At 70.9% G+C, this 25082-nt stretch carries 23 protein-coding genes; 7 read left to right on the top strand and 16 right to left on the bottom strand.

Going from position 1 to position 25082, the window contains the following annotated elements; genetic code table 11:
- Positions 1-43: 43 nt before the first annotated feature.
- The 8 genes from fabG to ACQEVM_RS34760 all read right to left on the bottom strand — a co-directional run bounded on the left by fabG (position 44) and on the right by ACQEVM_RS34760 (position 8407).
- Complete coding sequence (gene fabG, locus ACQEVM_RS34795) at positions 44-829, bottom strand: 3-oxoacyl-ACP reductase FabG (RefSeq protein WP_267803151.1); 786 nt, start codon at positions 827-829, stop codon at positions 44-46.
- Positions 830-925: 96 nt separating this feature from the next.
- Positions 926-1198 (bottom strand): acyl carrier protein, encoded by a 273-nt coding sequence (locus tag ACQEVM_RS34790; protein ID WP_053677111.1) that lies wholly within the window; start codon positions 1196-1198, stop codon positions 926-928.
- A gap of 231 nt (positions 1199-1429) precedes the next feature.
- Positions 1430-2644 (bottom strand): ketosynthase chain-length factor, encoded by a 1215-nt coding sequence (locus ACQEVM_RS34785; RefSeq protein ID WP_433086067.1) that lies wholly within the window; start codon positions 2642-2644, stop codon positions 1430-1432.
- Positions 2641-3912: a beta-ketoacyl-[acyl-carrier-protein] synthase family protein gene (locus tag ACQEVM_RS34780; protein ID WP_433086065.1), complete on the bottom strand. Its 1272-nt coding sequence runs from the start codon at positions 3910-3912 to the stop codon at positions 2641-2643. Before ACQEVM_RS34780 ends, ACQEVM_RS34785 begins: the two co-directional genes overlap by 4 nt.
- The gene (locus ACQEVM_RS34775; RefSeq protein ID WP_053677108.1) at positions 3909-4238 is read right to left on the bottom strand and encodes a TcmI family type II polyketide cyclase; all 330 of its coding nucleotides are present in this window, start codon (positions 4236-4238) and stop codon (positions 3909-3911) included. The genes ACQEVM_RS34780 and ACQEVM_RS34775 overlap by 4 nt, the downstream gene beginning before the upstream one ends.
- 135 nt (positions 4239-4373) lie before the next feature.
- Positions 4374-6134 (bottom strand): acetyl/propionyl/methylcrotonyl-CoA carboxylase subunit alpha, encoded by a 1761-nt coding sequence (locus ACQEVM_RS34770; protein WP_433086946.1) that lies wholly within the window; start codon positions 6132-6134, stop codon positions 4374-4376.
- A gap of 244 nt (positions 6135-6378) precedes the next feature.
- Positions 6379-7326, bottom strand: a complete 948-nt coding sequence (locus ACQEVM_RS34765; protein WP_433086062.1) for an NAD-dependent epimerase/dehydratase family protein — start codon at positions 7324-7326, stop codon at positions 6379-6381.
- 22 nt (positions 7327-7348) lie between these two features.
- Entirely contained in the window at positions 7349-8407 is a 1059-nt protein-coding gene (locus ACQEVM_RS34760) for a ScbA/BarX family gamma-butyrolactone biosynthesis protein (protein WP_433086060.1), read from the bottom strand.
- 547 nt (positions 8408-8954) lie between these two features.
- On the opposite strand from ACQEVM_RS34760, the gene ACQEVM_RS34755 reads away from it, so the two are divergent.
- The gene (locus ACQEVM_RS34755) at positions 8955-9737 is read left to right on the top strand and encodes a winged helix-turn-helix domain-containing protein (RefSeq protein WP_433086058.1); all 783 of its coding nucleotides are present in this window, start codon (positions 8955-8957) and stop codon (positions 9735-9737) included.
- Positions 9738-9889: 152 nt separating this feature from the next.
- Entirely contained in the window at positions 9890-10540 is a 651-nt protein-coding gene (locus ACQEVM_RS34750; RefSeq protein ID WP_433086056.1) for a ScbR family autoregulator-binding transcription factor, read from the top strand.
- On the opposite strand, the gene ACQEVM_RS34745 is transcribed toward ACQEVM_RS34750, so the two are convergent.
- Entirely contained in the window at positions 10531-11208 is a 678-nt protein-coding gene (locus tag ACQEVM_RS34745; RefSeq protein ID WP_433086054.1) for a TetR family transcriptional regulator, read from the bottom strand. The genes ACQEVM_RS34750 and ACQEVM_RS34745 overlap by 10 nt on opposite strands.
- A 285-nt stretch (positions 11209-11493) precedes the next feature.
- Here ACQEVM_RS34745 and ACQEVM_RS34740 point away from each other — a divergent pair, with 285 nt between their 5' ends.
- Positions 11494-12645 (top strand): sensor histidine kinase, encoded by a 1152-nt coding sequence (locus ACQEVM_RS34740; RefSeq protein ID WP_433086052.1) that lies wholly within the window; start codon positions 11494-11496, stop codon positions 12643-12645.
- A 306-nt stretch (positions 12646-12951) separates the two neighbouring features.
- Here the strand turns inward: ACQEVM_RS34740 and ACQEVM_RS34735 are convergent, their stop codons facing one another.
- The 3 genes from ACQEVM_RS34735 to ACQEVM_RS34725 are packed head-to-tail and all read right to left on the bottom strand — an operon-like array spanning position 12952 to position 15132.
- Positions 12952-13629, bottom strand: a complete 678-nt coding sequence (locus ACQEVM_RS34735; protein WP_433086050.1) for an SGNH/GDSL hydrolase family protein — start codon at positions 13627-13629, stop codon at positions 12952-12954.
- 37 nt (positions 13630-13666) lie between these two features.
- Positions 13667-14410, bottom strand: coding sequence for a MerR family transcriptional regulator (locus tag ACQEVM_RS34730; RefSeq protein ID WP_433086944.1), 744 nt, complete (start codon positions 14408-14410; stop codon positions 13667-13669).
- On the bottom strand, positions 14407-15132 hold the full coding sequence (locus ACQEVM_RS34725) for an AfsR/SARP family transcriptional regulator (protein ID WP_329448614.1): 726 nt from the start codon (positions 15130-15132) through the stop codon (positions 14407-14409). Before ACQEVM_RS34725 ends, ACQEVM_RS34730 begins: the two co-directional genes overlap by 4 nt.
- Positions 15133-15503: 371 nt before the next feature.
- On the opposite strand from ACQEVM_RS34725, the gene ACQEVM_RS34720 reads away from it, so the two are divergent.
- Positions 15504-16181: a TetR/AcrR family transcriptional regulator gene (locus ACQEVM_RS34720; protein WP_433086048.1), complete on the top strand. Its 678-nt coding sequence runs from the start codon at positions 15504-15506 to the stop codon at positions 16179-16181.
- A gap of 115 nt (positions 16182-16296) precedes the next feature.
- On the opposite strand, the gene ACQEVM_RS34715 is transcribed toward ACQEVM_RS34720, so the two are convergent.
- On the bottom strand, positions 16297-17751 hold the full coding sequence (locus ACQEVM_RS34715; protein WP_433086046.1) for an MFS transporter: 1455 nt from the start codon (positions 17749-17751) through the stop codon (positions 16297-16299).
- A gap of 136 nt (positions 17752-17887) precedes the next feature.
- On the bottom strand, positions 17888-19423 hold the full coding sequence (locus ACQEVM_RS34710; RefSeq protein WP_433086044.1) for a flavin-containing monooxygenase: 1536 nt from the start codon (positions 19421-19423) through the stop codon (positions 17888-17890).
- A 171-nt stretch (positions 19424-19594) separates the two neighbouring features.
- Here ACQEVM_RS34710 and ACQEVM_RS34705 point away from each other — a divergent pair, with 171 nt between their 5' ends.
- The 3 genes from ACQEVM_RS34705 to ACQEVM_RS34695 are packed head-to-tail and all read left to right on the top strand — an operon-like array spanning position 19595 to position 22940.
- Complete coding sequence (locus ACQEVM_RS34705) at positions 19595-21142, top strand: flavin-containing monooxygenase (protein WP_433086042.1); 1548 nt, start codon at positions 19595-19597, stop codon at positions 21140-21142.
- Positions 21139-22002 carry an SDR family NAD(P)-dependent oxidoreductase gene (locus tag ACQEVM_RS34700; RefSeq protein WP_433086040.1) on the top strand — a complete coding sequence of 288 codons (864 nt, stop codon included), beginning with the start codon at positions 21139-21141 and terminating at the stop codon, positions 22000-22002. Before ACQEVM_RS34705 ends, ACQEVM_RS34700 begins: the two co-directional genes overlap by 4 nt.
- On the top strand, positions 21999-22940 hold the full coding sequence (locus ACQEVM_RS34695) for an alpha/beta hydrolase fold domain-containing protein (RefSeq protein ID WP_433086038.1): 942 nt from the start codon (positions 21999-22001) through the stop codon (positions 22938-22940). The genes ACQEVM_RS34700 and ACQEVM_RS34695 overlap by 4 nt, the downstream gene beginning before the upstream one ends.
- A gap of 61 nt (positions 22941-23001) precedes the next feature.
- Here the strand turns inward: ACQEVM_RS34695 and ACQEVM_RS34690 are convergent, their stop codons facing one another.
- Both ACQEVM_RS34690 and ACQEVM_RS34685 read right to left on the bottom strand, forming a co-directional pair.
- Positions 23002-24528, bottom strand: coding sequence for a hypothetical protein (locus ACQEVM_RS34690; protein ID WP_433086036.1), 1527 nt, complete (start codon positions 24526-24528; stop codon positions 23002-23004).
- A 56-nt stretch (positions 24529-24584) separates the two neighbouring features.
- A complete protein-coding gene (locus ACQEVM_RS34685) occupies positions 24585-25076 on the bottom strand; it encodes an SRPBCC family protein (protein ID WP_433086034.1) in 492 nt (163 codons plus the stop codon).
- Positions 25077-25082 lie beyond the last annotated feature (6 nt).

Here is a 25082-nt window from a genome sequence, read left to right as displayed (position 1 = left end):
GAGAACTCGGGCGCGTCGGCACCCTGGTGGCAAGGGGTGCGGATCAGAAGTTGCCGAGCCCGCCGCAGACGTTGATCGCCTGCGCCGTGACGGACGCGGCGGTGTCGGAGGCGAGGTAGGCGACCATGCCGGCCACCTCTTCGGGGGTGGAGTACCGGCCGAGGGGGATCTTCGACTGGAACTTGTCGAGGATGGCGTCCTCGGAGGTGTCGTACGCGGCGGCGTACCCGGCGCGGACGCGCTGGGCCATGGGCGTCTCGACGTAGCCGGGGCAGACGGCGTTGACCGTGATCCCGGTGGGCGCGAGTTCGTTGCCGAGGGCCTTGGTGAAGCCGACCACGCCGTGCTTGGAGGCCGAGTACGGGGCGCCCAGGACGACGCCCTGCTTGCCGGCGGTGGAGGCGATGTTGATGATGCGGCCGCGGTTCTTGTGGCGCATCCCGCCGGTGTTGAGGACTTCCTTGGTCAGCCGGAAGACGCTGGTGAGGTTGGTGTCGATGACATCGGCCCACAGCTCCTCGTCTATGTCCGCGGTGACGCCGCCACCGGACCGGCCGGCGTTGTTGACCAGGACGTCGACGCTGCCGAAGCGGTCGACCGCGGCCTGGACGAACGCGGCGGCGGAGGCGGAGTCGCGGACGTCGAGGACCGTTCCGTCGGCTTCGAGGCCCTCCGCCTGGAGCTCCTTGACCGTGGCGGCGACATTGTCGGCGTTGCGCGCGCCGATGAAGACCGCGTGCCCCTGGGCACCCAGTGCGCGGGCTGCGGCCAGGCCGATGCCGCTGGTGGCGCCCGTGATCAGGGCGATCCGCTTCTCCTGCGTCGACATGATTCGTCTACTCCGTAAGTGTCCGGGGGTGATTCGGCGGGGCCGGGCGGATCGCGTCCGCCCGGCCCGGGGAACGAACTGGGTGCGCCGGGCCGCTCAGGCGGCGCTGGGCACCGCGGTGAGGTGGCCGTTGACGGCCGCGATCAGCGCGCGGGGGGTGTCGGCGTCGGTCAGCAGGTCCTCGTCGAGGACGATCTTGTACTCGCGCTCGATGCGGCTGCCGGTCTCCAGCAGGGCGAGGGACTCGTAGCCGAGCGCCTCGAACTGGACGTCGAGGATGTCGCCGTCGAGGTCGACGCCCTCGTCGGCGCCGGCGCCTTCGAGGAGGATCCGCCGCAGGTCGTCAAGGGTGAAGGTCTGAGTGGACACGTGTGGCCCTTCATGGCTCGTGGATCGGTGGTGTGGGGATGGTGCGTGGGGGGGTGGTGCGTGTGGGGGGTCCGTGGGATGTGAGGCGGTGGGGGAAGGCGCCCTCCGCCGCCGGTCGGGGGGTGGCGGCGGCGGAGGACACCGGGTTCGGGGCCGGCCGTCGTACGGGGCCCGGGCTCCGTCGTCGAAGTGGCGCCGGTAGCGGGCCGGGCGAGACTTCGACGAGAGGGCCTAGTCCGCGGCGCGGACGACGACGGCCGAGTTGAAGCCGCCGTAACCGCGGGCCACGACCAGGGCGGTACGGACCTGCGCGGTGCGCGGCCGGTCCACGACCAGGTCGAGCGCGTACTCCTCGGCCGGGTGCACGTTGACGGTCGGGGGGATGATCCCCTCCTCGATCGCCAGCAGGGCCGTCGCGACGTCCAGCGGCGCCGCGCCCGAGTACAGCCGGCCCGTCATCGTCTTGGGTGCGGTGACCGGGACGCCCCGCTCGCCGAACACGGCGCCGATGGCCTCGGCCTCGACACGGTCCAGTTCCGGGACGCCCGCGGCGTCCGCGAAGACCACGTCCACGTCCTCGGGCCGGACACCCGCGTCGTCGAGGGCGAACTCGATGGCCTTGCGCAGCGCGGGCTCCCGGTCGCTGCCGGGCGCCGCGTCGAAGGTGGCGCCGTAACCGGCGATCTCGCCGTAGATCTTCGCGCCGCGCGCACGGGCCGACTCCGCCGACTCCATGATCAGGATGGCGCCGCCCTCACCGGGCACGTAGCCCGAGGCGTCCGCGTCGAACGGCAGGAACGCGCGGGTCGGCTCGTCGCTGGTGCTCAGCCGCTTGGCGGCGAGCTGCGCGACCCAACCCCACGGGCAGATCGAGGCGTCGACTCCGCCCGACACGATCATCGGGGTGCCCTTGCGGATCAGCCGGCGGCCCTGCGCCAGCGCGTCGAGACCGCCGGCCTCGTCGCTGACGATCACCCCGCTGGGGCCCTTGAGCCCGCTGCGGATGGAGATCTGGCCGCTGTTGACGGCGTAGAACCAGGCGAAGGACTGGTACGCGCTGACGTACTGCGCGCCCTGGCTCCACAGCTTCCGGAGCTCGTTCTGCCCGAACTCGAAGCCGCCCGACGAACTGGCGGTGACCACGCCCATGTCGTACTCGGGCAGGCTCTGCGGATCGACGCCCGCGTCGGCCAGCGCCCATTCGGCCGCGACGAGCGCGAGGCGCGTCATCCGGTCGGTCTGCGGGAGCAGCCGGCTCGGCAGCAGCTCCTCGTCGGAGAAGCCGGGTATCTCGCCCGCGAGCGTGGACGGGTAGCCGGCGGGGTCGAACCGGGTGACCCGGCCGATGCCGTTCTTGCCCGTCCGGGTCGCCGCCCAGTAGTCCTCCGTGCCCAGGCCGTTGGGCGCCGTGATGCCCAGACCCGTCACCACAACCGAGGTGGTCATGCCACGCTCCTCTCGGGACGCGCCAGCACCATGGCGCTCTGGAATCCGCCGAAGCCGCTTCCGACGGTCAGGACCGCGTCGGTCAGCTGCTCCCGGGCGACCAGGGGGACGTAGTCGAGGTCGCACTCCGGGTCCGGGGTGTGGAGGTTCGCCGTCGGCGGGACGACGTTGTTCTCCATCGCCAGCGCGGACGCGGCGATCTCGATGGAGCCGATGGCGCCGAGCGAGTGCCCGACCATCGACTTGATCGAGCTGACCGGGGTCCGGTAGGCGTGGTCGCCCAGGCTCCGCTTGAACGCGGCGGTCTCGTGGCGGTCGTTCTGCTTGGTGCCCGAGCCGTGCGCGTTGATGTAGTCGATCTCGGTCGGGTTCATCTTGGCCTCGCACAGCGCGACGCGGATGGCCTCCGCCATCTCCTTGCCGTCAGGCCGCAGACCGGTCATGTGGTAGGCGTTGGAGCGGGTGGCGTAGCCGGCTATCTCGGCGTAGATGTGCGCGCCGCGCTTCCTGGCGTGCTCCAGCTCCTCCAGGACGAACACCGCCGCGCCCTCGCCCAGAACGAAGCCGTTGCGGGTTCCGTCGAAGGGGCGGGAGGCGTGACCGGGGTCGTCGTGGCGGGGGGTGGTCGCCTTGATCGCGTCGAAGCAGGCCATGGTGATCGGCGAGATCGGCGCGTCCGAGGAACCGGCGATCATCACGTCGACCGAACCCTCGCGGAGCAGGTCCACGGCGTGACCGACGGAGTCGATGCCGGAGGTGCAGCCGGTGGATACCACGGTGCTGGGTCCCTGCGCGCCGACCGCCCAGGCGACCTCGGCGGTGAAGGAGCTCGGCACCAGGTAGTTGTAGAGGTGCGGGACCGCGTACTCGTGGTCGACGAGGTGGAGTCGGCCGCCGTCGCTGACGACGTTGTACTCCTCGTCGAGGCCCATCGTGGCGCCGACGGCGCTGCCGATGGTGACGCCCACGCGGTACGGGTCGTACGTCTCCAGGTCGATGCCGCTGTCGGCGACGGCGCCGCGGGCGGCGACCACCGCGAACTGCGCGGCCCGGTCCATGCGCCGGATCTCCTGCGGGGTCAGGCCGTGTTCCTGCGGATCGAAGTCGATCTCGGCGGCGACCCGCGAGCGGAAGGGGCTGGGGTCGAAGAAGGTGATGCCGCGGGTCGCGGTGCGACCCTCGCTCAGCAGGTTCCAGAAGCTCTTGGTCCCGACACCGCCGGGCGCGAGCACCTCGATGCCGGTGATGACCACACGTCGCCCGGTCACGCGGACGCCTCCCAGTCGTAGAAGCGCTTCGCCATCGCGTCGGCGGGGGAACGCCAGGTGGCGGGGTCGTACGCCCCGATGAACGGCTTGAGGTCCTCGCTGATGCCCACGAAGCGCGGGTCACCCTTGGCGGCCTCGATCAGCTCGCCACCGTTGTCGGTGTCGAAGTCCTGCAGATGGAAGTACAGCCCCCGGTATTCGAAAAGCTGCCGGCGACGCGTACCCATGCGGTGGGGCATCTCGGTGGCGTCGAACTCACCGAAGAGCTTGGCGACGTCAATGCTGGAACCGGGATCCATCCGCGCCACGATCAGAGTGCTGTGCATTCGTTCCCTCTCCTCACGACCCATGAATTGGAATTAAGTATGCGAGGCCCTAATGACGTTTTCAACGACGATTACGTCAGGGAATTGTCAGGACTCGCAAGAATTCCGCAGACGAATTCAGCGGAATGCCATGTATCAGTCCTTGATCTCGCAGATGTCGGCGCCGGAGCTGAGGGAGGCGCCGACTTCGGCCTTGAGGCCGACGATGGTGCCGGAGCGGTGTGCGTTGAGGGGTTGTTCCATCTTCATGGCCTCGAGGACGACGATCAGGTCGCCCTCGTTGACCTGCTGGCCTTCCTCGACGGCGATCTTGACGATGGTTCCCTGCATCGGGGAGGCGAGGGTGTCGCCGGAGGCGGCCGGGCCGGACTTCTTGGCGGCGCGGCGCTTGGGCTTGGCGCCGCCGGCGGCGGCGGTGCGGGCCAGGGTCATGCCCAGCGAGGACGGGAGGGAGACCTCCAGTCGCTTGCCGCCGACCTCGACGACGACGGTCTCGCGGCCGGGCTCGTCCTCGGTGTCCTCGGCGGCGGGGGCCACGAACGCCTTGATGTCGTTGACGAACTCGGTTTCGATCCAGCGGGTGTGGACCGTGAAGGGTCCTTCCGCGGGGGCGAAGGCGGGGTCGGTGACGACGGCGCGGTGGAAGGGGAGGGCGGTGGCCATGCCCTCGATCTCGAACTCGGCGAGTGCGCGGGCGGCGCGTTGGAGGGCCTGTTCGCGGGTGGCGCCGGTGACGATCAGCTTGGCCAGGAGGGAGTCCCAGGCCGGGCCGATGACGGAGCCGGACTCCACGCCCGCGTCGAGGCGGACGCCGGGGCCGGAGGGGGGAGCGAAGCGGGTGACGGTGCCGGGGGCGGGCAGGAAGCCCCGGCCCGGGTCCTCGCCGTTGATGCGGAACTCGAAGGAGTGTCCGCGCAGTACCGGATCCCCGTAACCCAGTTCCTCGCCGTCGGCGATGCGGAACATCTCCCGGACCAGGTCGAGGCCGGTGACCTCCTCGGTGACGGGGTGTTCGACCTGGAGGCGGGTGTTGACCTCCAGGAAGGAGATCAGACCGTCCGCGGAGACCAGGAACTCCACCGTGCCCGCGCCGACGTAGCCGGCTTCCTTCAGGATGGCCTTGGACGCGGCGTACAGCTCGGCGTTCTGGGCGTCCGTCAGGAACGGGGCCGGGGCCTCCTCGACCAGCTTCTGGTGGCGGCGCTGGAGCGAGCAGTCGCGGGTGGAGACGACCACGACGTTGCCGTGGGTGTCGGCCAGGCACTGCGTCTCCACGTGGCGGGGCTTGTCGAGGTAACGCTCGACGAAGCACTCGCCGCGTCCGAACGCGGCGACGGCCTCGCGGACGGCGGAGTCGTACAGCTCGGGGACCTCTTCGAGGGTCCGGGCGACCTTCAGGCCGCGACCGCCGCCACCGAACGCGGCCTTGATCGCGATGGGCAGGCCGTGTTCCTTCGCGAACGCCACGACCTCGTCGGATCCGGAGACCGGGTCGGGGGTGCCGGCGACCAGCGGGGCGCCGGCGCGTTGGGCGATGTGCCGGGCGGCGACCTTGTCGCCCAGGTCACGGATGGCCTGCGGCGGCGGCCCGATCCACGTCAGACCGGCGTCGAGGACGGCCTGCGCGAACTCGGCGTTCTCCGACAGGAAGCCGTATCCGGGATGGATCGCGTCCGCGCCGGAGTCCGCCGCCGCCCGCAAGACCTTCGCGATGTCGAGGTAGCTGGCGGCCGGGGTGTCACCACCCAACGCGAAAGCCTCATCCGCCACACGCACATGCAGAGCGTCCCGATCCGGATCCGCGTAAACAGCCACACTCCCGATCCCCGCATCCCGGCAAGCCCGAGCAACGCGGACAGCGATTTCACCACGGTTGGCGATGAGCACCTTGCGCACGATGAACGTCTCCTGACTCATTCGGAGTCACCAGACTGTGCGGTGTTCGGCCATTTGTTCAATGAGCCGGTTTACAGGACTGCGTCAGAATCGCCAAGGCGTATACATCCGTGATGCGACTGTGTCGGAATTTGGGAAAGAAACGGCCAGGTGTCCGTCAAACCGGTCGGACGAGGACGCGAACGCGTCCATCGTGTGCGGGTGCGGCAGCAGGAGGCTGCCGCACCCGCGGGGCGATATCCGGTCAGGCCGCCCGGACCAGTTCCCGGTACCACTCCCCCGTCGCGGGGAATTCCTCCTCGAATCCCGGGCCGGGCACCATGCGGAGATCGGTCCACAAGGGTGCGCTGTCGAACCAGTGGCTGGTGGCCAGCATGTCGATCGCCTTCGTCGCGTACGCGTCCCCTGCCACGAGGGCGCGTGCTTCGTCGACCGTCGGGCCGCCCCTGGCGGGGGGCAGCCCGACGCAGCGGGCCACCGCGGCCAGCAGCGCCGCCGCGGTGACGGGGCGGGGGTGGGCGGCGTGGTAGACGGACTCGGTCAGGTTCGTGGCCGGCGCGCGTGCGACTCCCACCAGCAGGGTGGCCAGTTCGGCCGCGGAGACCACGGACATGCGCGCGTTCCAGTCCGGCACGCCTGCCGGCAGCGCGTTCAGGAGCCGGACCAGGCCCGGCACGACCCAGCGGTCTCCCCGGCCGTACACGAGGTGGGGGCGCAGTACGATCCCGCCGGCGTCCAGCACCGTGTCCTCCGCCGCCGCCCGGGTTCGGGAGGTGGGCGAGGACGGGCGGCGGGTGAGCCGCTCCGGACGGGCACGGTGGTAGGTGCCCCGCCCGTAGACGGACGCGGTGCCGAGGTACACGATGCGGGACACTCCCGCACGTCGGGCCTCGGCGACCAGGGCGGCGGTGCCCCGGGTGTTGACGGCCTCGTTGTCCTCGGCCGTCCCGCCGATGCGGGAGGCGCAGTGCAGCAGTACGTCGATCCCCTCGCACGCTCCCCGCAGCGAGCGCGGGTCGGCGAGGTCGGCCCGTACGACACGGACGGGGCCGGCGGAGGAGGGGGCGGAGGCGGATTCCGAGGGCGGGCGGTGGTGGGTCATCACCGTCAGCGCCGCGCCATGACGGGCGGCTTCACGTGTGACATGGCTTCCGACGAAGCCGGCCGCACCAGTGATCATGATCGTGAGCACGCGGACTCCCGTCAGGATGGGATCAACCGTTGCGGGGACTGAGCACCAGGTCGGCGGCGAAGACGGTCTGGTCGTCCTGGAAACCGCAGACCTGTACGAGGATGTGGCCGGCGGCGTCGACCAAGCCGGGGTGGGCCTCTATGCGGCAGGGCCTGTCGAGTTCGGCGTAGCGGGCGAAGGTGCTGTCGAGGCTGATGACGAGGGCGTCGGGCAGGCCGGTGGAGGCGTGCGCGGCCTGCCGGGCCGCCTCCAGGAGCACCATGCCCGGGACGTGGTCGACCGGGTGGTCGAAGAAGATGGGGTGCGTGCTGTCGACGCGCAACTCCCACTGGTGGTCCCGCTCGGCCGTCGGGTCCTCGGTGAGGACCACGTGCGTCGGGACGGTGCGGCCGACGAGGGCCGGGTCGATCGGGCGGCCGGGGACGCGGTCCGTGCTGGTGGGCCGGTCACCTCGCAGTCTTCGGTGCACGGCCGGGCTGGTGCAGCTGAACGCCGCGCCCGCGGTGGCCAACGGCACGCCGTCGACCAGGGCGGTGACGTCGTACCGCATCCCGGAGAGGACCCTGCCCCGACGGACCACGTCGTGGCACACGGTGCGCAGTTCCACCTCGGCGGGGGCGGGGCCGGCCACGAGGAGGTCCTTGGTGGTGGCGAACGACATGTCCCACATCAGGAACTGATGACCGAAGGGGACGTCGAACTCGGCGTGCGAGAGCAGGGCGCCGATCTGCCGTACGGACTCGATCAGCAGCATCGGGTCCTGGTAGCCGCCGGTCTGGGAGAACAGCGAGTGTCCCCGGGGCCATTGGGACCGGACGACGAAGGCGTCAGGCCCCTCGGGAACGCTTTCGATGCCGGGGCGGGGGCCCGAGCGGTGGGCGGGCGAGGCGTCGGCGGCCGGCTCCCAGCCGGTGAGCAGGACCTCGGAGACGGCGGCACGGTGAACGTACTCGCGCGGAACGGTCGTGGTGAGACCGGCGTGCCTGGTGGTGGTGCGAGGCTGCGGAACTGCGGTGCGAGGCTGCGGAACTAAGGGCGTGTTCCGAATGGGCTCGCGGGTCGTGGACGCAAGAGACGGCATGCGTAGCACTCCTGATCTGATGCTGGGCAGGGGTCGGCGAGCCAAACACCAGCAGCCACCCCCCGTGGCTGACGCTCTGTTGCGGCCTCAAGATACAGACAGGTCGGTTCGGTAGGTCAAGTAAAGGCTTGGTCTGCAAACCGCCCAGAACCCGTGCAGTGCACACCTTCTTCACCCTCTCACCCCCAGACTCTCGCAGAGCATTCCGGACGGAGGTGGATACGTCCTGACGTGCGCGTTTCGGCCACCCCACGGTCAGCCATCCGGCCGAAAAGCACGGGCTGCTCAGCCTCGTTAAACATACAATGCTGCTCGATTTCACCGGGGTTACGGAGAGGTGTACCGAAGCCTCCCCTTGACCCTTCAGACCTCGAAACACCTGCCGATATCAGTCAATACCCGCCCACCAGTGACCACTTGACTGCATGTCAGAGGCGACACCCACACGCGTGAGACTCGTTGACAATCAGACAAGTCTGTTTGGTATCTTCGACAAACGCGAGCATTCAGCAGGCCGTGGTGCGACGCCGTGCCTCAGGAGGAACAGATGAACCGGCAGGCCTTAGAGCTACTCGAACCCCGCACAGAGCGGCATCACCCCGTGATCCACCAGCCGCACCGCCCCACAACCGTTCCGCCGGCCGCCCCGGCCACCGCCGAGCGCGCCCCGCTGCGCCTCCTGGTCGTCGAGAACGAGACGCGCGCCGCCGACACGCTCGTCCAGGGCCTGCTCAGGCAGGGGTACCTGGCCGAGAGCGTGGCCACCGGCGGGGAGGCACTGCAGTCGCACCCGCGGGTCGACCTGGTCCTGCTCGACCTCGACCTGCCGGACCTGGACGGACTGGAGGTCTGTCGGGGAATCCGGGCCGTCAGCGACACCCCGATCATCGCCGTCACCGCCCGCGGCAGCGAGCTGGACCGGGTACTGGGCCTCCAGGCCGGCTCCGACGACTACATGGTCAAGCCGTACGGATTCCGCGAACTCCTGGCCCGCATCGAGGCCGTGATGCGCCGGGCCCGGCCCCGTCAGACCGCCGCCCGGGCCATCGACCACGGTCCCCTGCACATCGACGCGACGACCCGCGAGACCACCCTGCACGGGCGCCCGGTGGACCTCACCCTCAAGGAGTTCGACCTGCTGCACGCCCTGGCCTCACAGCCCGGCGCCGTCCTCTCCCGACGCCAGTTGATGACCCAGGTCTGGGAGGACGCCTGGTCGCACCGGGGCCGCACCATCGACACGCACGTCAGCAGCCTTCGCGGCAAGCTCGGTTCGAGCAACTGGATCATCACCGTCCGCGGAGTCGGCTTCCGCCTCGGGCATCCCTGAAGCCTCCCGGCGGCCCCGGCCGGGGCTCCCGAGCGGCGCCTCGACCGGGAGAGCCGTTCCGGTTCAAGGGTGCCCGTTGCCGTCTCCTCGCCCATCTGGCAATAGGATGCAGACAAGTCGGTTCGATATCCAGGCGAGTGCGAGGGTCCGGGATGGGACAGCAGGAACGCGGAACGCGGTCGCGGCGCTCGATTCTCGAGGCTGCGGCGCGGGTCTTCGACATACGCGGATTCGACGCCGCGAGCACCAACGAGATCCTGGCGAGCACCGGGCTGACCAGAGGGGCGCTCTATCACCACTTCCCCTCGAAGGAGGCCATCGCCGTCGCCCTGATGGCCGCGCACAGCGAGGCCCTGGTGGTGCCGGAGCAACCGGTGAAACTACAGGCCATCATCGACCTGACGCTGGAGTTCGCCTGCCGGTTGCAGCGCGACCCCGTACTGCGCGCGAGCGTTCGGCTGGCGGTGGAGCAGACCTCCTTCCCCCGCCCTCCCATCACCCCCTACGAGCAGTCGAGCGCGGCCATCCTCGGCCTGCTCGAACAGGCTCGGGCCCAGGGCGAGACGCTGCCGGGGCTGAACCTGCCGGAGGCGACGGACATCATCGTCGGAACGTTCACCGGCATGCAGGTGATGTCGCAGGTGTACACCGACCGACGTGACCTCATCGAACGCGTCAGCACGCTGTGGCGGTTCCTGCTGCCCGGCATCGCCGGCGCGGGCATGATCGGGCTGCTGCGCGTGACTCCGCCGCCGGCCGCCGGATCCGATCCGGCGAGCCCGCGGGTCCCCGCTCAGTCCTGATCCTGGCCGCCCGTGCCGCCGGCGCCGTCCGCGCGGGCGGAAGCGGAACGGGGGGTGTCCACCTCCGCGGTGTCGGTCGTCTCCGCCCCGGCCGCCTCCTCGAACAGGGGGAGCACCATGGCCCAGATCCGCCGCGCCGTCCGCGGATCCCACCACCGGACGTCGGTGTAACCCAGCGATTCCAGACCTGCGGTCACCACGACGGCGAGGTCCGCCAGGTCGTCCGGGCGCGTGTCGGACGATTCGCGCGTACCGCTCGCCCCGTCGTGACGAGCCCCCTCGACGACCTTCGCGTGCACCCGATCCAGCAACTCGTCGCGCAGCCACGGCGGTTCCTCGGAGCCTTCGGCGCTCAACCGCATGCCCGCGCGCACCAACCGATCCTCGCCCATCGCCTCGCCGAGGGCCGCACTGAACCGGGCCGGGGCGCCGGCCGCGGAACCCTGGAAACAGTCCTCCGCCAAGGTGGCCGTCCGCGCGTGCGCCTGTGCGTACACCTCGGCCACCAACTCCGCGGTGGAGGAGAAGTGGTGGTACAGCGCGCCCCGGCTCACCCCCGCGATGCGACAGATGTTCACCAGTCCGGCGTCGGCGAGCCGGCCGTTCGCGATGAGCTCCGTGGCCGCCCGGACGAGGGCCTGGCGGGTCAGCTCTGACCGCTTCTGCATCGCGCTGTGCCTGCCTCTTCCTCGACATGACCATTCAGAGGGGCAGAGCGCACGGGACCGGCGTCACCACCCAAGCGGAACAATACAACCCTGCCTGTTTCCACTGACACCCCCTAGGCGAATCACCCCACCCACTCCACCAAGAATCCGTCAGTTTTGGAGCACAGAACCTGACTTGACGGATTTCCCCGCCATGACTTGCATTCCGTGAGGCCTTGACAATCAGACAGGTCTGTTTGTTATGTTCGGGCCGTCGTCAGCGGCCCCGAACGTCGAGGAGTTCCGATGCACAGCTCGACCGCCACCCTCGCGGGAAGCGGCTTCAGCGAGGCCCTGAACGAAGGACTGCTGCGCGCCGCCCCGCGTCTGTACCGACCGCGCACCGCCCCTGCGGTCGCGGGCTTACGGCGTGACCCGGTCGCGCCCGGGTCGCAGCACCCGGCCGGGGCCGTCGCCCCGGTGCTGGCGAGCTGGGAGACCGAGGCCGTTCTGGAGCGGTTCGCGTCCCGGCTGCCCTCCGTACTGACGCCCGCCGAGGCGGATCTGCCCGAACTGCGCTCCACCTTGCAGTCGTTCGCCCGGACCGTCCTGTCGCGCGCGGGGAATCCGGACCTCCCGGAGAACGCCGAGGAGGCCGTCCCGCCGGCGGCCACCGCACACCGACTGGTCGGAGCCGCCTCGCTGCTCCTGGAATGCGCCTTGCTGCACGTCATGGAACACGGAGCGGCCCACACCGGCACCGGAACCCTGCGCGCGGTGGCCGTCGTACGGAGTCTCGGCGAGGCCATGTCCGGCGCGGGCACGAACTTCTGGCAGGGCGACGGAGGCTGGAGCGACAGCCGCCGGCTGGCCCGCCAGTTGCACGACGAGTTGGGCGGCGCCCTCGCCGCGGCCCGCCGCAGCGTCACCCTGGCCGCGCGCGAGCCGGAGGCCGCCTCCTCCCATCTGGCCGCCGCGGGGAGGGCGTTGGACGAGGCCGGGCAGGAGAACCGGGCTCTGGTCGACGGGTTGCGCAAACGCGCGCGGCTGCCTTCGCTCCGCGAGGCCCTCGACTCCTTCCTCACGGGCGCCCGGCCCGCGGCGAGCGTGAGCGTGCGGGTGACGGGCGACGAGACGCTGCTCCCCGAGCGGTTCCGACAGGAGCTGTTCCTGGTCCTGCGCGAGGCGCTGCGCAATGCCTTCGCGCATGCCGCCGCCGATCGTGTGGAGGTGGGCGTGCGCACCACGCGCCGCTGGCTGTACGCGAAGGTGGAGGACTTCGGCCCCGGCCCCGGCCCCGATCCGGGAGCCGAGATGGCGACCGCGCCCGGTCCGACGTACGGACTGTGCTCGATGACCGAGCGCGTGGAGGAGCTGGGCGGCCGGCTGCGGATCTCCGCGGGTGAACAGGGAGGCACGCTCGTGGAGATCCACCTGCCGCTGGCTCCGCGCAGCTGACACCTGCCGTCGGGGTCCGCACGGCCCTCGGTGTCCGGTGCCGCGCGTCGCGAGGCAGGCTCGTTCGCGGCACTCCCCCGGGTCCGCCCGGACCACCGGACGTGACCCGCCGGACGTGACCCGGGAGGGCGCGAGGGCGCGCGAGACCGGCCGCGGGGGTCGGCCGGTCCGCGCGCCGGCCGCCGACCGGGTCGAGTCTCCGGTCAGGTCGAGGCGCCCGTCATCGGGGCGCGGGCCGCGGGTGGGCGCCTCGGCGGGACCTCGGCGCCGCGTCCCCCGGGGGAATCCCCCGGGGCGGTCGTCGCCTCAGGCGCGCGTGGTCCGGCTGAGGACGTGACTCAGGCCCTTGACCATCTCCGTCGCCATCACCGCCTGTCCCGAGGTCGAGAAGTGGATGCGGTCCTCGCTCAGCAGGTCGTCCCGGTCGTTGACGGGGTGGGGCCACATGTCGACGACGACGGCCTCGTACTCGGCGGCCAGGCCGCGGGTGATGTCGTTGATCCTGGTGACCCGCTCGCTCCAGTCCGGGAAGACCGGGACCACGTACGCCCTGCCCAGCGTGAACGTCGTCAGCTGGGCACCGGTCCCCGACGCCAGCTCGTACATGCGGCGCAGCTTCCGCTCGATCTCGGCGAAGTCCGGGGTGCGTCGCACGAGGTCGTTCGCACCGCAGGGCAGGTGCAGCAGGTCGGGTGCGAACTCGATCGCGTGCTCGATCTGCTTTTCGAGGGTCTGCGACGTCGTCGCTCCGTCCTCGGCGGTGTTCAGGTACGCCAGGTCCGGGCGCACCCGGCGCAGGACGTCGGCGAGCCGGTCGGACCAGCCCTTGTCCACATAGCCGGGGCTGGCGTCGCCGGTGCCCGCCGACAGGCTGTCCCCGATCACCGCGAACCGGTGCCACGGGGCGTCGAAGAGCAGCGCCGCGGCGTCCAGCGGCTGCAGGCAGAAGGGGTCGGACTCCTCAGTGAGGCGCGTCGAAGTCATGAGAAAAGAATACGGACGATCGTATGTAGAAGCAAGGTCAGTTCTCTGCCCGGTCGGCGCCCTCCCCGCCGGCCGTGCGGAGCCGGCGGTCCAGGGCCATGGAGAACTCGGCCTCGACCACGCGCTCGGCCAGCGGGCGCAGGCGCTCCGCGTCCCCGTCCGTGACGTGCGCCCGGACGGTCGTCGCGAAGATGTCGGCCATCGCCTCCGCATGGCGGCGGACCCGGGTCGCGGACTCCAGGACCGCCGCCAGCGGAACCCCCTCGCGGACCAGGGAGACCGAGACGTCGAGCAGCCGGCGACTGACGTGCACGAGGACGTCACCGTCGGTGCGGATGTAGCCGAGGTCGAGGGCGGCGGCGAGGTTCGCCGGGGTGACCTGCCCCTCGAAGTGGTCGGCCAGTTCCTCCGGCGCGAGACGGACCGGATCCTCCTCGGCCGGCCGGTCCAGCCCGAGGAGTTCGCCGACGTCCCGCCCCGACTCGAAGGCCTCGGTCAGATCGACGATGGTGTTCAAGGTGTGGCCCCGCTCCAGGAGCCCGATCACGGTGCGCAGCCGGGCCAGGTGGTGATCGTCGTACCAGGCGATCCGCCCCTCGCGCCGGGGCGGCGGGAGCAGCTTGCGCTCGCGGTAGAAGCGCAGGGTGCGCACGGTGATCCCCGCTTTTCCGGCCAGTTCCTCCGCGCGGTACTCGGCGGGGGCGGCCGCCCGGTCGGAGGCGACGGCCGGGCGGTCGTCGTCGCGACGGCCGCGCCGGGCCCGGGGTGCCTGATCCGCTATGACGGCGCGCCGATCATGATCCGTTCCCGTTGACGCTGCCGTCCGCCCGAGATCGGCGTGAAGCGCGTGGCGGGATCGGAGGTGGCCCGGAGTTCGGTGCCGGGCCTGATGCCCAGCTCCCGACTCAGCACGGTCTCCGCGTTGTTGTAGGCCTCGGTCGCCTCGGCGTGGCGTCCCATCCGCTGGAGCGCGATGATGTGTCGGGCGCGCATGGACTCGTTCAGCGGGTCCTCGGAGATGAACTTCCTGGCGTTCAGCACCACCTTCTGGTTGTGGTCGAGGGTCAGCCAGGCGTCGATGAGCGTTTCCCGTGCCGCCGCCCGCCAGCGGTGGAGCTCGTCGGCCGCCGTGGCGACCAGCGGCCCTTCGAGGGCGTCGATCAGGGCGTCTCCCTGCCACAACGAGAGGGCATCCTCCAGGATGGTCGCCACGACCGAGGGAGTGCCCGGCGCGAGGTTCAGTGCGCGCTCCACCAGTCGCACGAACCGGTGGGCGTCCACCGCGTCGCGGTCGATGTTGAGTCGGTAGCCGGAGTTGACCGTCTCCAGCAGGTCGGCGTTCCCGCCGTGTCGTTGCAGCCAGCGGCGCAGCCGGGCGACATGTGCGTGCACCGCGTTGACGGCGTCGCCCGCCGTCCGGATCAGGTCCAATTCCTCGATCAGTTCGTCACGGCGGACCTCGTTCTCGGCGCGGAGCGCGAGAACGGCGAGAATGCTTCTCAACTTCGCGCCACTCAACATGATTTCAGTGTTCTTGAGCTCGATCCGCTGCGGCCCCAGAATATGTATTCCAGCGACGGTCACTGTTCTTCTCCCCCTGTTGTAAGAGATCAGAGACACACGCGGGCACCGTCGAGGCCGCCCGAATGCTTGACGCTTTTTGTCCGGAATCGTCAAGAAGACGACCGAGGGAGATCCTATTGGTGCTCAAGTTGCATATGCAGCCGCACGTTCGAGCAGGGGCCTACTCGGCGTGCGCCCCCTCGTTCGAGTAGGGGCCCTACTCACCCGCGCCCCGATCGACCCGACCCGCTCGACCGGCGCACGACGCACGAACCGGCACATCGGCCGGCAAATGCTGTACGATCGACCGTATGGGTAGTGCTACAGAGCCGGTCACCTCGCCTTCGAGTGGTCCCGGGCCGTCTGCGCTCCTGCCCCAGGAGCAGACCGAGGTCACGGACAAGCGCCTCCTGCGGGGCGCCCGTACACGCAAGATCGTGCTCCGCCAGGCTGTGGACGTCGCCTCGCTGGAGGGTCTCGGGAGTGTCAGTTTCGGCCGTCTCGCGCTCGACACGGGGCTGAGCAAGGCCGGCATCCAGACCCTGTTCAAGACAAAGGAAATCCTGCAGCTCTCCGCCGTGGAGTTCGCGCGCGGGCTTTTCATCGACGCCGTCATCCGGCCGGCGAAAACGGCGCCCCACGGTGTCGCCCGACTGCGCGCCCTGCTCGATCATTGGATCGTCTACGCGGAGACCCCGCTTTTCGCCGGCGGATGCTTCCGGGCCGCGAACCTCGCGGAGTTCGACAGCCGCCCCGGGCCGGTCCGAGACGCGCTCTTCCACGATCAGCGGGAATGGCGCGAAGTCATCGCGGTCGAATTGCGCCACGCGGTGGAATCCGGTGAGATCGCGGAACTCGACATCGAACTCGCCGTCTTCCAGGTCGACGCCCTGCTGTGTGCGGCGAACACCGCGTTCCAGACCGGTGACGCGGAGGCGGTGGGCAAGGCCCGCCGCATCATCGAGGGTCTGCTCGTCCCTCCGCGCTGACACCTTCCCTCCGCGCCCCTCGGGTCGCACGCCTCCCTCACGACACACGTCGATGCGGCGGACCGATCGGTCCGCCGCATCGGCGTCGTCGCGTTCCCCTCCGACGGACGATGTGTCAGCCGCCGGCCTGCGCCTTCTTGTTCGGCAGCAGGAAGACCAGGACGGCCGCCAGGACCGCGATGGCGAACGTGGTCAGGGAGGACATGGCGAACGCGTGCCCTGCGGCCTCCGTGCGCCCGTCGGTCTCGGGACGGAACGAGTTGAAGAAGATCGCCCCGATCACGGCGACGCCCAGCGCACCACCGATCTGCTGGGCGGTCGACAGGACGCCGGACGCCATGCCCACGGTCTCCGGGGCGATCCTGCTCAGGACCGTGTTCAGCAGGGGCGTGATCAGCAGTCCGCCGCCGACGCTCTGCAGCATCAGGGTGGGGATGATCAGCCCCGGGGTCAGCCTCGGCCCGGAGAGCAGGACGATCGCGGTCGCCAGGTACCCGGACGCGAGGACGACCGCCCCGATCTCCAGGACGCGCCGGCCGTACTTCGGCACGAGTCGGCCGGCGATCTTGCTGAAGACGAAGAAGGTCACCGCGGCCGGGGTGTAGACCAGCCCCGCACCGAGCGCGGACATGCCGAGCCCTTCCTGCATCGCGATGGACAGCGCGAGGTAGTAGGAGGTCAGCAGCGCGTACACGGCCATGACCAGGACGATTCCGAGCGAGAACGAGCGCTGCGAGAAAAGGCTCAGCCTCATCAGCGGATCCCCGCCGCGCTTGTCGACGGCGCGTTCCAGCGTGACGAACAGGCCGAAGGCCACGACACTGGCGACGAAGCAGGCCCAGGTCCACCACGGCCAACCCGCCTCACGTCCCTGGATGAGCGGGAACGTGAGCAGCAGCAGGGCGGCGCTCAGCGCGAGGACGCCGGGGATGTCCAGCTTGCGGGTACCCGCCGCGCGGGACTCCGGCACGTACTTCACCGCGCAGAGGATCGTGACGATGCCGATCGGCACGTTGACCCAGAACACCGACCGCCAGCCGGTCCCGAACAGGTCGGCTCCGATCAGCAGACCGCCGACGAGCTGCCCGCTCATGGTCGCCAGACCGATCACGATGCCCAGGGTGCCGAAGACCCGGTGCCGCGCCTTCTCCGCGACGACGAGCGTGATGACCGCGAAGACCTGGGGCACCATCAGCGCCGCGCCGAGGCCCTGGACGATGCGGGCCCCGATGAGCGTGCCGGGGTCCTGCGCCATGGCGCAGGCCAGCGACGCCAGCGTGAAGACCGCGGTGCCCGTGATGAAGATCCGCTTGCGTCCGTAGAGGTCGGCGAGCCGGCCGCCCGTGATCATCAGTACCGCGTAGCTGAGCTGGTAGCCCGCGAGGATCCACTGCAACTGGCCGACGGAGGCGCCCAGATCGGCCTGGATCGCGGGGCCCGCCACCACGACGATGAACGAGTCGAGGATCGCCATGAACATGCCGACCATGACGACGGACACGGCGGGCCACGGCACCGCCGGAACGGCCTCCGGCTCCACCGCGACGGCTTCTGTCTTGGCATTCGTCACGAATGCATCCCCTTCTCGTCTTTCCATTCCGCGCTGGACATGACGGCCCGGCGGGACGCGGTCGAGACCGCCCGTGCCGATACCTGTGAGTTGAGTGTACGCACGACCGTATGCTTACTTCAATCGGTACCGCCGATCATCCTGCGTCGGGGGGGCTCGGTACGGAGGCGAGCCGGCGCCCGGCGGGGCGGCCCGTCAGCGTGAACGCCCGGGGATCCGGCCGTCGGGTGGCGCGCCAGTACGAGGTGCCGGTCCCGGGCCAGGACTGCCGGTTGAGCCCCGTGTGGTCCAGGAACCAGCTGTGGCAGCCGCCCGTGTTCCACACGGAACCGGCGAGCTTGCCGTGCAGCCGGGCGTTGAACGCGCGCTGGACGTCCGCGCGCACCTCCATCCGGGTGGCGCGCCGCGTCCTCATCAGGCGCAGGCACTCAACGACGTAGTGCAGCTGTGCCTCGATGACGAACAGGATCGACTGGGCGCCGCCGCCCGAGTTGGGGCCCATCAGCATGAACATGTTGGGGAACCCCGACACCGTCGTGCCCAGGTGCGCGGTCATTCCGTCCCGCCACGCCTCCTGGATGGTGACGCCGTCGCGGCCGACGATGTGCTCCGTGGCGCAACGGTTGTCCGTGGCGAATCCCGTGCCCAGGATCACCACGTCGGCCTCGTGCAGTTCCCCGTCCGCCGTCCGGATCCCGGTCTCGGTGAACTCCTCGATCGCAGAGGTGACCAGGTCGACGTCGGGACGTTGCAGGGCCGGGTAGTAGTCGTTCGTGAGCAGGATGCGCTTGCACCCGATGGTGTAGTCGGGCGTCAGCTTCGCCCGCAGTTCCGGGTCCGGCACCTGCTTCCTCAGCATGCGCAGCGACGCCGCCTCCAGCACCTTGAGGAACTTCGGGTTCAGGAACGCGAGTACGGGGAGCTCGTGCGTCCAGTAGGCCGTGAGCCGGTACAACTGCTGCACGAACGGCAGCGACGTGAACAGCCTGTGTTCCAGGGCCTTCAGCGGTCGGTCGGCCTTCGGCAGTACCCAGTGCGCGCTGCGCTGGAAGACGTCGACGTGCGCGGCGGTGCCGGCGATCTCCGGGATGAACTGGGCGGCGCTCGACCCGGTGCCGACGACCGCGACGCGCTTGCCCGACAGGTCCACCGAGTGGTCCCACTGCGCCGAGTGGAACAGCGTGCCCTTGAACCGGCCCATGCCGGGCAGGTCGGGGATGTTGGGCTGGTGCAGGGATCCGTGGGCCAGGACGACGACGCGCGGCCGGTACTCGCGGCCCGATCGGGTCCGTACGGACCACCGGTCGCTCGCCTCGTCGAACTCGTAGGACACCGCCTCCGTGTTGAACCTGATGTGCGATTCGAGGGCGTGGTCTTTGACGACGCGCTTGATGTAGTCGAGGATCTCCGGCTGCGAGGCGTACATCCGGCTCCACGCGCGGTTGGGGGCGAAGGAGTACGAGTACATGACGCTCGCGACGTCGCAGGCGCAGCCGGGGTAGGTGTTCTCCCGCCACGTGCCGCCCACGTCGTCGGCCTTCTCCAGCACCACGAAGTCGGAGTGCCCGGCCGCGAGCAGTTTCATCGCCATGCCGAGGCCGGCGAACCCGGTTCCCACGATCAGCACGTCCGGCGTTTCGACTGCCTCTGATGTCGCCGGTGTGGAAGCCATCAGGCGTCTCCTTACCTGCTCGATTGCCAAGAGCGGACGATTCATCCTCCGGAACGGCTCTGACACCGTTCTGCCCTGCGCACGGGGCCGGTTCAGAGGGCCGTCAGATGCCATCTGGGACCATCCGGGTCCATCGTTCGGGACGGGTGTGACGGGAGATCTGATCCCCCCTTGAGTCCTACAAACCAGAACAAGACGACAGATGCCGCGCCCACGGCGTCCGGGCGGGCCGGTCCCCCGGTCGCACCGGGCCGGCGCACGCAGATCCTCGTGATCGGCGGGGGGCTCGCGGGGCTCGCCGCCGCGATCCGGTTCCGTCGCGAGGGTCGGCACGACTTCCTGGTCCTCGAACGGGGCGACGACGTCGGCGGCACGTGGCGTGACAACACCTACCCCGGTGCGGCGTGCGACGTGCCGTCGCACCTCTACTCGTACTCCTTCGCCCTGAACCCCGGCTGGAGCCGGTCGTTCTCCACCCAGCCGGAGATCCAGGAGTACATCACCCGGGTGTCCAGGCGGTACCGCGTCCGGGACCGGCACGTCTTCGGGTGCGAGGTGCTCGCCGCGCGCTGGGTGGAGGACTCCGCCCGGTGGGAGGTCGAGACCTCCCGGGGGCTGTTCGTCGCGGACGTCCTGGTGGGCGCGTTCGGCGCACTGTGCGAGCCGTCGCTGCCGGACATACCGGGGATCGACACCTTCGCCGGGAAGATCTTCCACTCGGCGCGGTGGGACCACTCCGGCGACTTGGAGGGCCTGAAGGTCGCGGTCGTCGGAACGGGCGCGTCGGCCGTCCAGATCGTCCCCGCCATCGCCCCCCGGGTCGCCGAACTCCAGGTGTACCAGCGCACCGCCCCCTGGGTGCTGCCCCGCTTGGACCGCCCGTACTCCGCGCTCGAACGCCTCGCGTGCCGGTACGTGCCCTTCTACCAGCGGCTCGTGCGCGCCGGGATCTACTGGGCGCACGAGGCGCAGGCCGTCGCCCTGGCGAAGCGGCCCGCGCTGATGCGGCCCGTCGGGGCGTTCGCCCGGGCCAGGTTGCGGCGCGAGGTGCCGGACCCGGCCCTGCGGCGCCGGCTCACGCCCGACTACCGCGCCGGGTGCAAGCGCATCCTGCTCTCCAACACCTACTACCCGACCTTCCGACAGGACCACGTCTCGCTCGTCACCGAGGGCATCGCGGAGATCCGGGAGAAGTCCGTGGTCACCGCGGACGGAACGGTCCGCGAGGTGGACGCCCTGGTCCTGGCCACCGGGTTCCGGGTGACCGACTCCCCCACCTACCGCAGGATCCGCGGCAAGGACGGCCGCAGCCTCGGCGAGGTCTTCGACACCGTGGGCCGACAGTGCTACAAGGGCACGGCCATCGCGAACTTCCCCAACATGTTCCTGCTGGTCGGCCCCAACACCGGCCTGGGCCACAACTCGATGATCTTCATGATCGAGTCCCAGGTGAACTACCTGGTCGATGCCCTCGCGACCATGCGGCGACAGCGCGTCCGCTCGCTGGAGGTCCGCGTCGAGGCGCAGGAGGAATTTTCCCGGATGCTGCGCCACCGACTGTCCCGGACCGTCTGGAACATCGGCGGTTGCGCCAGTTGGTACCTGGACAAGCACGGCGACAACACCACGATGTGGCCCGGCTTCTCGTACGAATTCCGGCGGATCACGCGGAAGTTCGACGTCGACGCCTACCACGTCACGACCCGAGGACCACAATGACCAGGAAAGCGGAAGCCGCCGGCTTCGCAGGGAAAGTCGTCGTCATCACCGGTGCGGGATCCGGGATCGGTCGCGCGCTCGCGCTGCGCCTCGCCGACCTCGGCGCCGATCTCGCGCTCTGCGACATCGACGTCGACGGCGCCGAGGCGACCGCGGTGCGGTGCGAGGCCAAGGGCGTCGGAGTCAAGGTCGACCGGCTCGACGTGACCCAGAGGGAGGCCGTCCTGGCGTATGCGGACGAGGTCCGCGCGCACTTCGGCCGGGTCAACCAGATGTACAACAACGCGGGCATCGCCTTCTACGGCGAGGTGGCGCGGGAGTCGTTCAAGGACATCGAACGCGTTCTGGACGTGAACTTCTGGGGCGTGGTGAACATGACCAAGGCCTTCCTGCCCCACCTGATCGAGTCCGGCGACGGCCACGTCGTCAACGTCTCCAGCCTCTTCGGGCTGATCACCTATCCCGGGCAGAGCGCCTACAACGCCTCCAAGTTCGCGGTGCGCGGGTTCACCGAGTGCCTGCGCCAGGAAATGCTGCTGGCCCGGCATCCGGTCCGGGTGACCTGTGTGCACCCCGGTGGCATCAAGACCGCCGTCGCGCGCAACGCCACGGCCGCGGCGGGACTGGACGCGGCCGGCATCGCGCGCGCCTTCGACCGGCGGCTGGCCTTGCACAGCCCGGAGATGGCCGCCGACACCATCGTCGAGGGCGTCGCGCGGGGGCGGGCGCGCGTCCTGGTGGGCGCCGAGGCCAAGGCCCTCGACCTGCTGGGCCGCGTCAGCCCGACGGGCTCCCAACGGTTCGGGACCTGGATGTCCCGCCTCATCAGGATCGCCCCGCGACCCGGGAGCACGTCGTGAGGTCGCTGCCGACCCTGCCGCTGCCGCTCGCGCGGGTACTGCTGCACCCCGGCTTCCGGCTCGCCTTCCACCACCGGCTGCCGTACGCGGCGCAGCGCGCGCTGCTCAACGGCTTCGCGCGGATGCAACCGCTGCCGCCGGACACCTCCGTACAGGCCCTCCAGCTGGGCGGGCGGCCCGCCGAACGGGTCACCGTCGGGCCGACGTCCGGGACCGGGGCCGTGCTCTACCTGCACGGCGGCGGACACACGGTGGGCTCGCCCGCCACCCACCGCTCGCTGGCCGCGCACCTGGCCCGCGAGATCCGTCGGCCCGTCTACCTGCCGGACTACCGCCTGGCGCCCGAGCACCCCTGCCCGGCGTCCACGCAGGACGCGCTCGCCGCGTTCGACGCGCTGACGACTCTGGAGGGCCACGCCCCCGACACGATCGTCCTGGCCGGCGACTCGGCGGGCGGGGCCGTGGCCCTGGCGGCGGCCCAACTGCTCGCCTCCGCCCCGGGGCGCCGGCCGGCGGCCCTCGTCCTGGTCTCCCCCTGGGCGGACCCGAACCTGGTGGCCGACCGGAGCCGCGATCTGGTGATCAACCGCCGGTGGGCGCTCGCCTGCGCCGCGGCCTACCTGGGTGCCGGCGACCCGGCGGACCCCCGGTACGCCCCTCTGCTCGGTCCGATGGCGGGGCTGCCGCCGACCTACCTCCACACCAACACCCGCGAACTCCTGTACTCCCAGTGCCTCGACCTCGCCGTGGCCCTGCGGCGCGCGGGCGTGCGGCTGCGCTACGCGGAGAGCGCCGTCCTGTGGCACGCGGCGCAGGCGCAGGCGGGGCTGGTCGCGGAGGCGGCCGCGTCGCTGCGCGACATCGGCGACTTCCTGACGGCGAACTGGTCGCGAGGGCGGGCCGAGTCCGGCGGTCGCGATGCGGTGCGCTCCTCCTGAAACGCGGGTGGGCCCCGCCCGTCGGCCGTCATCCGGCCGACGGGCGGGGCCCACCCGCGTTTCAGGGTCCCGCCGGTGCCAGGCCGAGCTTCTGCGCCCACAGCACGGCGAGTTGCGAGGCCATGCCCGCCGCGGCGTCGCCGCGGAAGGTTCGGCGCGCGGGCGGCGCGGGCGCCGGTTCGGGGGGCGACGGGATCCGGTCGAGCAGGATGCCGCCGCGCGGGGTGCACCAGCCGAACGCGGCGGTGTCCACCCATCGGCGGGCGCCGGCGGCGCCGCGGACCTCCAGTTGCAGCCGGCCCCGCAGGCCGACCGGCAGCCGCGTCCCGTCCGTGTCGTCGATGATCCGGGCTCCGGTCGCGGCGCCGCCCGGGACGTCGGGCAGCGTCCCCAGCAGTGCGGCGAGCGCGCCGGGCGCGCGCACCGCACGCGCCGGCGGGGCGAAGGGGATCGAGCCGACCGCGGCGGACGGGTCGGCGACGGCCGCGGCGAGCAGGTCGCCGTAGTGGCGGGCGAGCAACCGCACCGTGGCCTCGTCGAAGAGTTCCTCGGCGTAGCGCAGGACGAGGTCCGTCGCGGTCACGTCGAGGGACATGTCGCACGGGGCGGGCCTCGGTCCGCCGTGCGCGAGCAGCGGGGTGACCTCGGTGACACCGACGCCCGGCAGGGTCAGGGGCGCCGGTTCACCGACCACCCGGAAGGAGAATCGGGTCGGGGACGCCGGCGCGCCGTCCGGGTCGAGGCCCGACCGGGCGGCCTCGCGGACGACGAGCACGTCGAAGGGCTCGTCCGGACGGTAGGCGCGGCGCAGCAACGCGACCGGGTCGGCCGGGCGGCCGCCCGCGCGCTCGGCCGGCGTCGGATCGACGGCGCCGTGGTGCGCCATGAGGACGGTGACCTCCGGAGCCCCGGACCAGCGGGCGAGCAGCACCTCCAGTCCGGCGAGCAGGACGACGAACCGGGGCACCCGGCACCGGCGCGCGAGGGCCTCGACGCCCGCGAGCACCGTCGGGTCCCACCGGTGGCGCACCACGGCGGCGGTGAAACGATCCGCCGCGGGACGCGGGAGGGGTGGTACCTCCGGAGTCACGCGGCGCCGGCCCGCACCGCCGCGCAGCCGCGCCGGAGCGGACGGGGGCGCCGCGTGCGCCTCGCGCGCGTACAGCGCGCCCAGTTCGCGGCGGAACACGCCTTCGGCCCAACCGTCCCAGGGGCCGCGGCCGGCGCAGACGACGAGGACGTGGTCCCGCGTCCCGAGCCGGAACAGTTCGACGCGCGGGCGCGGCGGGGCCGACGGATCGGCCCCGGTGGCCGCGCGTGCGGCCGACGGGTCCGGGCGGGTGGCCGCGCGCGCGGCCAACAGGTCGCGGAGCGCGGACAGGTCCGGTACGTCGACGACGGTCGGGGGCTCGGACGCCTCCTCCGCCGCCCGGGGGGTGAGCGCGCCGAGGGCCCGCTCCAACGCGTCGGTGTCCAGCGCGTGGTCGAGCCGCCAGGCCCGGGCGAGCACGTCGGGCGCGTGGGGTGGCGGCTGCGTCACCGGGCGGCGCGGTGCCCGGCTCCCGGGGGGCGGGGCGGGTTCGACCACGTGACGCTCCCTTCCCTCCGGCCTCGGGCCGGGGCGGGGCCGTGCGGCCGTCGCCACTACTTCGGGAGGTCGGCGGCCCCGCGTCCGGTGTCGGCGCGCACCACCTCGTAGTACTCGGCGACCCGCTTGGAGATGTTCGCCGCGGTGTTCCGGGCGGCGGTGGACACGAAGGGCTCCAGCGTCTTCTCGATCGCCCTGCCGGCGATTCCGCCGGGCAGCCGGAACTCGATGCGGAATTCCACCGTGCTGTGGGTCGCGTCGACGGCGGCGAAATCGAAGGTCGTGTTCGAGTCCATGCCGGACACCGACGTGTAGGCGATCCGGACGTCCTTCTCCCATTCGACGGTCTCGATGGTCGATTTCAGGGTGGACGGGCCCATCCTCGATATCGCCTCGTAGATCGACCCGGGGCCGTGGTCGAGGGCGCCGACCGGCTTGTAGCTCGTCATCCCGTGCCAGTATTCGGTCACGTTCCGGTAGTCGTCCAGATAGGCGAAGGTGACGTCGAGCGGGGCATTGCAGGTCGCGACGAAACGGACTTCGGTCACAGCGGG

Origin of the sequence: Streptomyces sp. CA-243310, from assembly GCF_050936775.1 — a bacterium.
In the GTDB taxonomy this organism is placed as follows: Bacteria; Actinomycetota; Actinomycetes; order Streptomycetales; family Streptomycetaceae; genus Streptomyces.
The sequence above is the reverse complement of the archived record's forward strand: the minus strand, read 5'-3'. Positions and strand labels throughout refer to the sequence as shown.

Excerpts from the sequence above, each read along its gene's own strand:
- fabG (WP_267803151.1), bottom strand. The coding sequence starts at position 829 with ATGTCGACGCAGGAGAAGCGGATCGCCCTGATCACGGGCGCCACCAGC.
- ACQEVM_RS34785 (WP_433086067.1), bottom strand. The coding sequence starts at position 2,644 with ATGACCACCTCGGTTGTGGTGACGGGTCTGGGCATCACGGCGCCCAAC.
- ACQEVM_RS34775 (WP_053677108.1), bottom strand. The coding sequence starts at position 4,238 with ATGCACAGCACTCTGATCGTGGCGCGGATGGATCCCGGTTCCAGCATT.
- ACQEVM_RS34760 (WP_433086060.1), bottom strand. The coding sequence starts at position 8,407 with ATGCCGTCTCTTGCGTCCACGACCCGCGAGCCCATTCGGAACACGCCC.
- ACQEVM_RS34755 (WP_433086058.1), top strand. The coding sequence starts at position 8,955 with ATGAACCGGCAGGCCTTAGAGCTACTCGAACCCCGCACAGAGCGGCAT.
- ACQEVM_RS34750 (WP_433086056.1), top strand. The coding sequence starts at position 9,890 with ATGGGACAGCAGGAACGCGGAACGCGGTCGCGGCGCTCGATTCTCGAG.
- ACQEVM_RS34745 (WP_433086054.1), bottom strand. The coding sequence starts at position 11,208 with ATGCAGAAGCGGTCAGAGCTGACCCGCCAGGCCCTCGTCCGGGCGGCC.
- ACQEVM_RS34740 (WP_433086052.1), top strand. The coding sequence starts at position 11,494 with ATGCACAGCTCGACCGCCACCCTCGCGGGAAGCGGCTTCAGCGAGGCC.
- ACQEVM_RS34735 (WP_433086050.1), bottom strand. The coding sequence starts at position 13,629 with ATGACTTCGACGCGCCTCACTGAGGAGTCCGACCCCTTCTGCCTGCAG.
- ACQEVM_RS34720 (WP_433086048.1), top strand. The coding sequence starts at position 15,504 with ATGGGTAGTGCTACAGAGCCGGTCACCTCGCCTTCGAGTGGTCCCGGG.
- ACQEVM_RS34710 (WP_433086044.1), bottom strand. The coding sequence starts at position 19,423 with ATGGCTTCCACACCGGCGACATCAGAGGCAGTCGAAACGCCGGACGTG.
- ACQEVM_RS34700 (WP_433086040.1), top strand. The coding sequence starts at position 21,139 with ATGACCAGGAAAGCGGAAGCCGCCGGCTTCGCAGGGAAAGTCGTCGTC.